Origin of the sequence: Mycobacterium sp. 2-64 (genome assembly GCF_035918375.1) — a bacterium.
Taxonomy (GTDB): Bacteria; Actinomycetota; Actinomycetes; order Mycobacteriales; family Mycobacteriaceae; genus Mycobacterium; species Mycobacterium intracellulare.
This window is the reverse complement of sequence record NZ_CP142361.1, coordinates 4,156,844-4,168,879: the sequence shown is the minus strand read 5'-3', so window position 1 is coordinate 4,168,879 and position 12,036 is coordinate 4,156,844. Positions and strand designations below refer to the sequence as shown.

Below are 12,036 nucleotides of genomic sequence, written 5' to 3'. Positions count from 1 at the left end.
GGCCGCTGGGACGGGTACACCAAGTGATCAGATGACCGGAGGAAGCACATGGCCGATTCGCCCGCCCTTGTTCAGTCCTATCCGCTCTACATCGACGGCGACTGGGTCGAGCCGCAGGACGGCCGCTATGACGACATCTCTCCGTCCACCGAGGACGTGATCGCCACCGCGCCCGACGCCAGCATCGCCCAGGTCGGTGAGGCGATCGCCGCCGCGCGCCGCGCGTTCGACAGCGGACCCTGGCGCACCATGAGCGCCGAGGAGCGCGCCGGGTGCCTCAACCAGTTGGGTGAGGCGCTGAGCAAACACGCCGATGACTTCTTCGCGCTGTCCCAGGTGGAGTGGGGCTGCGTTGCGAACGAACGTCTCATGCAGATCGACGGCGCCGGCTTCATGTCGATGCACGCCGCCCAGCTGGCCACCCAGTTGAAGGACGAAGCGGTCACCGGGATGGGCGCCGGCACCACGTTGCTGCGCCATGAACCCCTGGGTGTCGTGTCGGTGTTGACCCCGTGGAACTTCCCGCACTGCCTCAACGTGATGAAGCTGAATCATGCTCTGGCCGCAGGCAATACCGTCGTGCTCAAGCCCTCGCCGCTGACCCCGCTGGCCGGGCTGGCGCTCGCGCGGATCATCGACGAACACACCGATATCCCGCCGGGCGTGGTCAACGTCGTCACCCCCTCCGGGGTCGAGGCGGCCAAGTTGCTGACCACCGATCCGCGGATCGACATGGTGAGCTTCACCGGCAGCTCGGTGGTCGGCCGCCAGGTCATGTCCGCCGCCGGCGACACGATGAAGCGGATCCTGCTCGAGCTCGGCGGCAAGTCCGCCAGCATCGTCCTGGACGACGCGCGGGTCACCGACGAGATGCTGCAGCAGATGCTGTTCGACTGCTGCTCGCTGCACGCCGGACAGGCCTGCATCCTGCACAGCCGGCTGCTGCTGCCGGACTCGCTGCACGACGACGTCGTCGACCGACTCGCCGCGCTGGCGCGCGAGGTCAAGGTGGGCGATCCCACCGATCCCGACGTTCAGATGGGCCCCCTGATCAGCGCGGCGCAGCGCGACCGGGTCGAGGCCCACGTCGCCGGTGCGCTCGACGACGGGGCGAAGCTGGTGACCGGCGGCGGCCGTCCGGCCGGCTTGGAGGCCGGGTTCTACTTCGAACCGACGATTCTGTCCGATGTCGAGCCGAATTCGACCATCGCGCAAGAGGAAGTGTTCGGTCCGGTGTTGACGGTGCTGCGCTACCGCGACGACGACGACGCCGTCGCCATCGCGAACAATTCGCAATACGGCCTCGCCGGGGCGGTGTGGGGCGGCGACGTCGACCGCGCCGTCGGCGTCGCACGCCGCATCCGCACCGGACAGATCGCGGTCAACGGCTGCGGCCCGGGCGGCGCGCCGTTCGGCGGCTTCAAACTCAGCGGGCTGGGCCGCGAGGGCGGCGGCATCGGCGGGCTACACCAGTACATGGAGCCGATGGCCATCGGCGTCCCCGCGTGACGGGCTCCGTTCCACGAAATGCCCTGCGCCAGAGGCACATCCGACGCCGACATGATGCCTTAACGTCGAGCCCGCCGGGCGCCGGCCCGGTCCACCTTTGGTAAACCGTGCGTCCCATGCCAAGCTGCTGACATGGCCATCGAGATCGCCCGCCCCAAACTCGAAGGAAACGTCGCCGTCGGCGAAGACCGCCAGATCGGCTTCGCCGAATTCGGTGATCCGCAGGGCCGCGCGGTCTTCTGGCTGCACGGCACCCCCGGCGCGCGCCGCCAGATCCCCACCGAGGCCCGCCTGTACGCCGAGAACCACAAGATCCGGCTGATCGGCCTGGACCGTCCCGGGATCGGCTCGTCGACACCACATCGGTACGAGAACATTCGCGCGTTCGCCGAGGACCTGCGGACCATCGCGGACACGCTCGGCATCGACAAGATGGCCGTCATCGGCCTGTCCGGCGGCGGTCCGTACGCGCTCGCCTCGGGCGCGGTGTTGTCCGATCGCGTCGTCGCCGCCGGCATCCTCGGCGGCGTCGCGCCCTTCCTCGGCGACGAGGGGATCACCAGCGGCCTGATGAATCTGGGCAAGCGGGTGGCGCCGCTGCTGCGGCTGGGCGGTGACCCGCTGCGGATCGGTGCGAGCCTGGTGGTCCGGGCGATCCGCCCGGTCGCGAACCCCGCGCTGTTTTTGTATGCCGCGATATCGCCCGAGGGCGACCGGCGCCTGCTGACCCGGCCCGAGTTCGGGGCCATGTTCCTCGACGACCTGCTCAACGGCAGCCGCAAGCAGCTGGCGGCCCCGTTCAACGACATCATCCTGTTCACCCGGGACTGGGGATTCCGGCTCGACGAGGTCAAGGTCCCGGTGCGCTGGTGGCACGGCGACAGCGACCACATCGTGCCGTTCGCCCACGGCGAGCACGTCGTGGCCAGGCTGCCCGACTGCGAGCTGATCGTGCTCCCGGGCGAAAGCCACCTCGGCGGGCTGGGGCGCGGCGAGGAGATCCTGTCCACCCTGATGAAGATCTGGGACGAGCGGGGCTGACCTCGTCCGGCGCCGGGTAGCCTGCTGACGTGCTGCTGGCGTCCCTTGATCCCTCGGTCCTGACCGCCACCGATGTCGCCGACGCGGTGCGCATCGACGGCACCGTGCTCAGCCGCAGCGACCTCGCCGGAGCCGCGACGTCGGTGGCCGAACGGGTGGGCGGCGCGGGCCGCGTCGCCATCCTGGCCGCCCCGACCGCCGCGACGGTGCTGGCCGTCACCGGCTGCCTGATCGCGGGTGTGCCCTTCGTCCCGGTGCCCGCCGACGTCGGCGCCGCCGAACGCCGCCACATGCTCACGGACTCGGGAGCCCAGGCCTGGCTTGGGGCAGCGCCCCCAAAAGACTCGGCGCCCGAGGGGCTGCCGCACATCCCGGTGCGGCTGCACGCCCGCTCCTGGCACCGCTATCCCGAGCCCTCGCCGGACGCCACCGCGATGATCATCTACACCTCGGGCACCACCGGGTTGCCCAAAGGGGTGGTGCTGAGCCGGCGCGCGATCGCCGCCGACCTCGACGCGCTGGCGCAAGCCTGGCAATGGACACCCGACGACGTCCTGGTGCACGGCTTGCCGCTCTTTCACGTGCACGGCCTGGTGCTGGGCCTGCTCGGCTCGTTGCGGGTCGGGAATCGTTTCATCCACACCGGGAAGCCGACGCCGGAGGGCTACGCCCAGGCCCGCACCGACTTCGGCGGCACGCTGTTTTTCGGCGTGCCCACCGTGTGGTCGCGGGTCGGCGCCGACGAGGCGGCCGCCCGGGCGCTGGGCCCGGCGCGGCTGCTGGTCTCCGGAAGCGCACCGCTGCCGGTTCCGGTGTTCGACCGGTTGGCCGCCCTCACCGGGCACCAGCCCGTCGAACGCTACGGCGCCTCGGAATCGCTGATCACCATTTCGACGCGGGCCGACGGCGAGCGGCGCCCGGGGTGGGTCGGCCTGCCGCTGGCCGGGGTGCAGACCCGGGTGCTCGACGACGACGGCGCCGCGGTGCCGCACGACGGCGAAACCGTCGGAAAGCTCCACGTTCGCGGTCCGATGATGTTCGACGGCTACCTGAACCGGCCGGACGCCACCGCCGAGGCGTTCGACGCCGACGGCTGGTACCGCACCGGTGACGTCGCCGTCATCGACGGCGGGGGGATGCACCGCATCGTGGGACGCGAGTCGGTCGACCTGATCAAGTCCGGCGGCTACCGCATCGGTGCGGGCGAGATCGAGACGGTGCTGCTCGGTCATCCGGGCGTGCAGGAGGCCGCGGTGGTCGGGATGCCCGACGCGGATCTCGGTCAGCGCATCGTCGCCTACATCGTCGGATCCGCCAACGGCGACGAACTGATCGATTATGTCGCGCAACAACTTTCGGTGCACAAGCGGCCACGCGAGGTGCGCGTCGTCGACACGCTGCCCCGCAACGCCATGGGTAAGGTCCTCAAAAAGGAGCTGCTGTCCGACGGCTGAGCGCCTTGCGCGCGAGCGCAACCCCACCGAAAATTTCGGCTCGATTCTTCGCAGTCCCGTTACGCCCGCGGTCCGACCGGCGGCAGGTACCGTCGTAACGGTGCAAGGACGGAACGTACCCCCCGCCGGCGCCGCCGCGACCGTCGTAACCGCGCCCACGCCGATGCGGCGGATCGCCGTCGCCTGCCTCGTGGGCTCGGCGATCGAGTTCTACGACTTCATGATCTATGGCACCGCGGCGGCACTGGTGTTCCCGATGGTGTTCTTCCCGCACCTCAGCCCCTCCGGAGCCACGATCGCCTCGATGGGGACGTTCGCGACGGCTTTTCTGTCCCGGCCCCTCGGCGCGGCCGTGTTCGGATACTTCGGGGATCGGCTGGGGCGCAAGAAGACCCTGGTCGCCACGCTGCTGATCATGGGCGTGTCAACGGTGTGCGTCGGCCTGGTCCCCAGCTCCGGGGTGATCGGTGCCGCGGCGCCGCTGATCTTGGTCGCGCTTCGGCTGCTGCAAGGGTTCGCCGTCGGCGGCGAATGGGCGGGGTCGGCGTTGCTGAGCGCCGAATACGCCCCGGCCGACCGGCGCGGCCGATTCGGCGTGTTCACCTTGATGGGCGGCGGCATCGCGGCCGTGCTGAGCAGTGCGACCTTTCTCGCGGTCAACCTCACCATCGGCGAGGGCAGTGCGGCGTTCCTGCAGTGGGGATGGCGGGTGCCGTTTTTGCTCAGCGCGGTGTTGGTCGGGCTCGCGCTGTATGTGCGCCTGAACATCGAGGAGACACCGGTGTTCGCGGAGGAGAAGGCGCGGCAGCTGATCCCCAAGACCCCGCTCGCGGAGCTGCTGCGGCTGCAACGCCGAGAGATCGCGCTGGCCGCGGGCAGCATCCTCGGCGCGTTGGGGTTCATCTACATGGCCCACACCTATCTGGCCATGTACGCGCACTCCCACCTGGGGTATTCGCGCAACTTCATCTGGTTCGTCGGCGCGCTGTGCGGGGTCGCGAGCATGGCCTTCATGGCGGTCTCGGCCACTCTGTGCGACCGGCTCGGGCGCCGCCGCATCATGCTGGTCGGGTGGAGCTGTTGTCTGCTGTGGTCGTTTCTGGTGATGCCGCTGCTGAACACCGGCAAACCCGTGGGGTACGCGGTGGCGATCGTCGGCATGTGCACGGCCGCGGCGATCGGCTCCGGCCCGACGGCGGCGTTCATCCCCGAACTGTTCGCCACCCGCTACCGCTACAGCGGAACGGCGCTGGCGCAAAACCTCGCCGGCATCGTCGGTAGCGCGTCGCCGCCGCTGATCGCCGGGACCCTGCAGGCGACATACGGCAGCTGGGCGATCGGCTTCATGCTGGCCGCCCTCACGGCGGTCAGCCTGGCGTGCACCTATCTGCTGCCCGAAACCAACGGCACGGCGCTCGGCGTCGGTTAGTTGGCGTGCAGGTCCTCGTTGAGGGCGATGCCCTGGCCGCCGCGCGCCACCACCTCCACGGCCCCGCTCAGCGAATTGCGCCGGAACAACAGGTTATTGCCGCCGGAGAACTCCCGCGCCTTCATCTGTTTGCCCTCGGGTGTGATGACCTTGGTGCCCGCCGTGACATAGAGGCCGGCTTCCACGACGCAGTCGTCGCCCAGTGAGATGCCCAGGCCGGCGTTGGCGCCGAGCAGGCACCGCTTGCCGATCGAAATGACCTCGGTGCCACCGCCGGACAGCGTGCCCATGATCGAGGCCCCACCGCCGACATCGGAGCCGTCGCCCACCACCACGCCGGCCGAGATGCGGCCCTCCACCATCGACGCTCCCAGCGTGCCGGCGTTGTAGTTGACGAAGCCTTCGTGCATCACCGTCGTCCCCGGGGCCAGGTGGGCGCCGAGCCGCACCCGGTCGGCGTCGGCGATGCGCACCCCGGTCGGCAACACGTAGTCGACCATCCGCGGGAACTTGTCGACGCCGTAGACCGTCACCGGTCCGTGGCGGCGCAGCCGGGCCCGCACGGCCTCGAACCCCTCGACGGCGCAGGGCCCGCGATTAGTCCAGACCACATTCGTCAATACCCCGAAGAAGCCGCCGGCGTTCAGCCCGTGCGGCGCCACCAGTCGGTGCGACAGCAGATGCAGGCGCAGGTAGGCGTCGTAGGCGTCGGCGGCCGCCTCGTCGAGCGAGCCGATCACCGTGCGCACGGCGACGGTCTCGGTGCCGCGGTCGTCGTCCCGGCCGATCAATGCGGTCAGCTCGGGGGGAACGTCGGACAGCGCGAGTCGCGACGTGGCACTCGTGCCCGACTCGGTCAGTTCCGGTGCGGGAAACCATGTGTCGAGGATCGATCCGTCGGCGGCCAGCGTTGCCAGCCCGATACCTGCAGCTCCAGTCACGGCGGTCAGGTTACTTCCTGGGTGGTTGCGTAGGTCCGTCCACCCTGCACGGCAACGCGGACCCGGGGCGCCGCGAAATACACGGAGTGCGCCGCCGCCTGTGAAACGCTGGCCCGCGCAACGTGATTCGGAGGCCCTCGCTGCGCAGCCGCTGCGCTGCGGGTGTCGAGGCCCACCGTCTTACCAGGTCAACCGCGTGAACTCGGCCGTTTCGGGGTACCTCGGTCCCGGGGATCGGCTGGTCACGTCCTGAGCCTGGTGGGGAGCCACCGGCGCGGGTCCGCAAGGGGCCGGCTCGTTTAGAGAAGGAGAACACCATGTCCTTTGTCACCACACGCCCCGAGGCGCTGATGGCCGCGGCGAGCATGCTCGAAGCGCTCGGCTCCTCGATGGACGCCCAAAACGCCGCCGCCGCGGCGCCCACCACGAGCATCGCCCCGGCGGCGGCCGACGAAGTGTCCGCGCTGCAGGCCGCGCAGTTTTCCGCCTACGGCGCCTGGTATCAGCAGGTCAGCGCCCAGGCGAAGGCGATCCACCAGACGATGGTCAACAACCTGGACACCAGCGCCGGTTCCTATGGCGAGACCGAAACCGCGAATCGGGTGACGACCGCCGCCTCGTCGCTGTCGCCGCTTGCCGCCTCACCGACTGCGGCGGCCGACCCCCCGCCCGCGGGGAGCACCACGCTCGGGACCGGGATCGGGTGGGGCCAGAACGTCGGTGCCGCCGCGTCGGACTTCATCACCCTGGGGGAGGGGCAATTCGCCCCCGTCACCGGCGCCGCGGGGATTCCCAACTTCACTCCCGGGCTCACCTCGGCGTCAGCGCCCGCGCCCGCGGCCCCCGCCGCAGTCGGTGCCGCGCCGGTGCTGGCGAGCATGGGCCGCGGGCCCGCGATCGGCGCGTTGTCGGTGCCGCCCAGCTGGGCGGCCGGCGGTGTCCCGTCGGTGAACGCCACCCCGACGCAGTTGGTCGGCGCGGGCTTTACCAGCGCCGCGCCCCACGCCGCGCCGGTGACGACCGTGCCGGGCGGCCTGCCGTCGATGGCCACGAGCGGACGCGGCGGCTATGGCCTCGGCGCGCCGCGCTACGGGGTCAAGCCGACCGTCATGCCCAAGCCAGCCATCTAGCACCCCACGAACCACAACCGAGAATAGGAGCGACGCAATGTCTTTCGACTTTGGAGCACTTCCCCCCGAGATCAACTCCCTCCGCATGTACACCGGGGCGGGGGCCGCGCCGATGATGGCCGCCGCGGCGGCCTTCAGCAGCCTCGCCGACGAATTGAGTACGACGGCCTCGGCCAGCCAGTCGGCGATCTCTAACCTGACCGGCGAGGAGTGGATCGGGCCCTCCTCATCCGCGATGGCCACCGCGGTCGAGCCCTACATCACGTGGATGCACACCACCGCGGCCCAGCTGCAGCAGGCGGCCTCCCAGGCCATGGCGTCGGCGGCGGCCTACGAGGCGGCATTTGCGATGACGGTCCCGCCCCCGCTGATCGCGGCGAACAGGGCCCAACTCGCGGCCCTGATCGCGACGAACGTCTTGGGTCAGAACACCGCGGCCATCGCGGCCACCGAGGCGCAGTACGGCGAAATGTGGTCCCAGGATGCCGCCGCCATGTATGGCTACGCGGCGGCGTCGGCGGCCGCGGCCAAGCTGAGCCCCCTGACCTCGCCGGCGCCGACGAACAACCCGGGCGGGCTGGGGGCGCAGGCCGCGGCCGTCTCCCAGGCCGCGGCAACGGGCGCGCAGACGAGCGGCCTCCAGCAGACCGTCACCAACGCGCCCAACGCGGTTCGGGCACTGGCGGCCCCGATGGCCGACCCGCCGTCGGCACTGAGCGGGCTGGACAGCTTCTTGGGCAACCCGGTGGTGAACAACGTCGGCAACGCCGGTTTCGACGTGGTCTCCTGGAACGTGTTCAACACCATGGTGTCCAACATCCTCTACAACCACACCCTCGACGTGGCGGCGGCCACCGGCACGGCCGGCGAGGTGGGGGGCGCGGTCGGCGGCGGCATGTTGGTAAGCGCGGCGGCCCCGGCGAGCACCGCGGGCGTCGGCGCCGCGCCGGTGCTGGCGAGCATGGCGTCGGCATCACCGGTCGGCGGCTTGTCGACGCCCGCCGCGTGGTCCGCGGCCACGCCCGCGCCTGCCGCCGCGACGCCCGTGAGTTCGGGGTGGACCGCGCCGGTTGAAGAGCCGCGCACGACGTGGGCGACGGGCATGCCGGCGGTGGCCTCGGCCGGGCGCGGCGGCTACGGCATGGGCCCGCGTTACGGGGTCAAGCCGACGGTGATGCCCACGCGGTTGCTCGTGTAGCCGCTGCGCCCGGCTCCGCCGCGCTTGCGATCGCCACTGGGTTAGATGGTGGCGACCCGCTGCGCCCGGCTCCGCCGCGCTTGCGATCGCCACTACCCTGAGACCGTGCTGGACTTACGCGGGGATCCGATCGCGCTGACCGCGGCGCTGGTCGACATCCCCAGCGAATCGAGGAACGAGGCGCGCCTGGCCGACGAGGTCGAGGCAGCGCTGCGCGCGCAGACCTCCGGCTTCGAGGTCGTCCGCAACGGCAACGCCGTGTTGGCGCGAACCCGACACCAGCGGCCGTCGCGGGTGCTGCTGGCCGGCCACCTGGACACCGTCCCGGTGGCCGGAAACCTGCCCAGCCGTCACGAGGGCGGCGAGCTGCACGGCTGCGGCACCGCCGACATGAAATCCGGGGACGCCGTGTTCCTCCATCTCGCCGCCACCGTCGCCGAACCCGTGCACGATCTGACGGTGGTGATGTACGACTGCGAGGAAATCGACGCGGCGGCAAACGGTTTGGGCCGCATCGAACGGGAACTGCCGGACTGGCTGGCCGCCGACGTGGCCATCCTGGGCGAACCGACGGGCGGCTACATCGAAGCCGGTTGCCAGGGCACCCTGCGCGTGGTCGTCAGCGCCGCCGGGACCCGCGCCCACTCGGCGCGATCCTGGTTGGGGGACAACGCTATTCACAAACTGGGTGCCGTGCTCGAACGGCTGGCCGCGTACGAGGCACGCAGCGTGGACATCGACGGCTGCACGTACCGCGAGGGCTTGTCGGCCGTGCGCATCGACGGCGGGGTGGCGGGCAACGTCATTCCCGATGCGGCCGCGGTGACGGTCAACTTCCGCTTTGCCCCGGACAGGTCGGTGCCCGACGCGCTGCAACACGTGCACGACGTGCTCGCCGGACTGGACGTGCACATCGAACAGACCGACGCCGCGGCCGGGGCGATGCCCGGGCTGTCCCAGCCCGCCGCCAAGGCGTTGGTTGAGGCGGCGGGCGGTAACGTGCGGGCCAAGTACGGCTGGACCGACGTCGCGCGGTTCGCCGCGCTGGGTATACCGGCGGTCAACTTCGGCCCCGGCGACCCGAATTTGGCGCACCGGCGCGACGAACGCGTGGCGGTCGCCAACATCACCGCGGCGGTGGACATGCTGCGCCGCTACCTGGGCGGCTAGCCGCCGCAGCGCCGAGCCTGCGCGGCGGCGTCGGCGGCGGCCGCGTGCATCCCGATCGACGTCAGCTCGTCCGACACCGCCCGCAACGCCTCGGCATCGCCCGCGGTGAGCGCGCGGGCGTGGGCCAACGCGATTCTGCCAACGACACAATCGATCTCGTCGCAGAGCCGGGCCAACGGATCGCCGGCACGGCTGTCGCCCAACCGCACGGCCTCGTGCCAGACGCGCACCGCCACGGCCCGCTGCCCGCCGCGCTCGGCCGCGCGGGCGGCCTCGCGCGCGGCGGCCACCGCGCCGTGCGAGTCGCGCAGCAACGCCAGCCGCCACGCGCGCGCCACCCCGAGCTCGGGGGCGAACAACGCCGACTTGGTTCCGTGCCGGGATTCGGCCCTGCTCAACGCTTTTGCCGCGGCAGCGGTATCTCCGAGCTGGGACAGCGCGGTGGCCAGCAGCGTCAGCGACAGCGGCCCCCACGAATAGCCGGTGCGCTCCAGAGTGGCGGTCGCCGGGATCAAAATGTCTGCTGCGGAGGCGAATTCGCCGCCGGCAAGCAGCACATGCGCCAGCAGCACCTCGCCGATCGCGCGGCCCGGCTGCTGCAGTTCGGCGAAATCGGTGAACTGCCGGGCCAATTGGCGGGCCTCGTCGAGCCTGCCCGCCATCAACAACGTGGTCGTCTGGCCCAGCCCGATGGTGAAGCGCAGCAACCCGGGATGTTCGGCGCCCAGGGCGCGCTGCGCCAACGGCTCGACGTCACCGAACCGGCCCTGCCGCGCCGCGCACAACGCGGCCGCGCTGCCGGCCCAGGCCACCGCCTGGTCGTCGGCCGACGCCGAGGCCAGCACCTCCTCGGCGACCTTGACCGCGTGCCCGACGTTGCCACCGTTCATCGCGAAGGTCGCGCTAAGCGCGTCCAGCGTGGTCCGCGGCCCGGCATCTGCGACGCGATTGCGGACGGTCCGTAAGAACGCCGTCGCACGCTCGGGCTCGCTCAGCATCCAGAACTGGTTCGCCGCCCGCAGCAACGCCCACTCCATCAGGGCGGCTTCGGTCAACCCGGCGGAGTCGACGTCGGCCAACAGCGCATCGGCCTCGCGGCCGCGGCCCTGCCAGCCCAGCGCGTGCGCGAGCGCGAGCCGCGCGGCCAGCCCGCCGGAGCGCTCGAGCGCCGAGCGGGCCAGCCGCTCGCCCAGCGCCATGTCACCCAGCCTCAGCGCCTGCTGCGCGGCGGCGACGACGTCGGCGGGCCGTTGGCGCGCGTCGCTGTCTCGCGCCAACGACATCAGCCGCAGCCGGTCGCTGAGATGCTCGGATGGACGCTGCGACAGCAACGTGACCAGCTCGGTGCGCCGTTGTCGCGCGTCGTCGGGGTCCAGCGCGGCCAGCGTCCGCTCGGCGAACAGCGGGTGGGCCGTGTAGACGACGGGGTCCTCGGAGGCCCCGCCCCGCACCCGGGTCTCGGCGGCGCCCCACCTGACCGCCTCGGCCACCGCGCCGTCGCCGGCCAGGACGGTCAGGTCGGCGAGCGACAGCGGCTCGCACACGGCGAGATACTCCAGCACCGACCGGGCCGGCGCGGGCAACTCGGCGAGGAAGGCGTCGACCTCCGCGGGCGGCGTCGTCCCGCCGGGCGGCTCAATATCGATCCGGTCGAGCAGGCCGTCGCTCCACAGCGCGGCGATCGCATCGGGGGAGGCGTCGGCGCGGGCGGTCACGATCAGCCGCGCCGTCCCGACCCGCGCCAGCTGGTAGACCAGCGTGGCCGACAGCACATCCAGGTGTTGGGCATCGTCGACGACGAGCAGCAGGTCGTCGCCGCCCAGCGAGGCGCGCGCGGCCCGCAGCAGCGCGGCCGGCTTGCCGATGTCGGCGATCTGCACCAGGTGGCTGAAGGCCCCGAAGGGCACCGCGCGTTCGGTCGGGGTGCCGGTGACCCAGCGGACGAGCGTGTCGGGATGTTGACCGGCGAAGTGCTCGGCGGCCACGCGGGCCAAGGTGGATTTGCCGATGCCGTCGGGCCCCAACACCGCCGCTCCCCGGCCCCCCGCGGCCAACGCCGCATCCAGCCGCTCTGAGGCCGTCGCATGTTGGGGGACGTTCCATCGAATCGGCACTGCCGGATTTTATGGCGCGCGGGCCCGTCGGCACGGCGAAAGCCCCACAT

General features: G+C 71.3%; 9 protein-coding genes. 7 read left to right on the top strand and 2 right to left on the bottom strand.

Annotation, left to right across the window (positions count from 1 at the left end; genetic code table 11):
* Positions 1-48: 48 nt before the first annotated feature.
* The 4 genes from QGN31_RS19315 (at position 49) to QGN31_RS19300 (ending at position 5,433) form a co-directional block, all read left to right on the top strand.
* Complete coding sequence (locus QGN31_RS19315) at positions 49-1,509, top strand: aldehyde dehydrogenase family protein (RefSeq protein WP_014941444.1); 1,461 nt, start codon at positions 49-51, stop codon at positions 1,507-1,509.
* A 132-nt stretch (positions 1,510-1,641) separates the two neighbouring features.
* Positions 1,642-2,550 (top strand): alpha/beta fold hydrolase, encoded by a 909-nt coding sequence (locus tag QGN31_RS19310; protein WP_014379451.1) that lies wholly within the window; start codon positions 1,642-1,644, stop codon positions 2,548-2,550.
* A gap of 29 nt (positions 2,551-2,579) precedes the next feature.
* On the top strand, positions 2,580-4,004 hold the full coding sequence (locus QGN31_RS19305; protein WP_014941445.1) for an acyl-CoA synthetase: 1,425 nt from the start codon (positions 2,580-2,582) through the stop codon (positions 4,002-4,004).
* 163 nt (positions 4,005-4,167) lie between these two features.
* Positions 4,168-5,433: an MFS transporter gene (locus tag QGN31_RS19300; protein ID WP_014941446.1), complete on the top strand. Its 1,266-nt coding sequence runs from the start codon at positions 4,168-4,170 to the stop codon at positions 5,431-5,433.
* On the opposite strand, the gene dapD is transcribed toward QGN31_RS19300, so the two are convergent.
* A complete protein-coding gene (gene dapD / locus QGN31_RS19295) occupies positions 5,430-6,383 on the bottom strand; it encodes a 2,3,4,5-tetrahydropyridine-2,6-dicarboxylate N-succinyltransferase (RefSeq protein ID WP_085978334.1) in 954 nt (317 codons plus the stop codon). The genes QGN31_RS19300 and dapD overlap by 4 nt on opposite strands.
* Positions 6,384-6,691: 308 nt before the next feature.
* Between dapD and QGN31_RS19290 the strand changes: the two genes are divergently transcribed.
* From QGN31_RS19290 to dapE, 3 genes are all read left to right on the top strand, one after another.
* On the top strand, positions 6,692-7,504 hold the full coding sequence (locus tag QGN31_RS19290; protein WP_014379453.1) for a PPE family protein, SVP subgroup: 813 nt from the start codon (positions 6,692-6,694) through the stop codon (positions 7,502-7,504).
* Positions 7,505-7,541: 37 nt separating this feature from the next.
* Entirely contained in the window at positions 7,542-8,702 is a 1,161-nt protein-coding gene (locus QGN31_RS19285) for a PPE family protein (RefSeq protein WP_020415601.1), read from the top strand.
* Between the two features lie 105 nt (positions 8,703-8,807).
* A complete protein-coding gene (gene dapE / locus QGN31_RS19280; protein WP_009956183.1) occupies positions 8,808-9,872 on the top strand; it encodes a succinyl-diaminopimelate desuccinylase in 1,065 nt (354 codons plus the stop codon).
* Here the strand turns inward: dapE and QGN31_RS19275 are convergent.
* Positions 9,869-11,986: an ATPase AAA gene (locus QGN31_RS19275; RefSeq protein WP_043954571.1), complete on the bottom strand. Its 2,118-nt coding sequence runs from the start codon at positions 11,984-11,986 to the stop codon at positions 9,869-9,871. The genes dapE and QGN31_RS19275 overlap by 4 nt on opposite strands.
* Between the last annotated feature and the right edge of the window lie 50 nt (positions 11,987-12,036).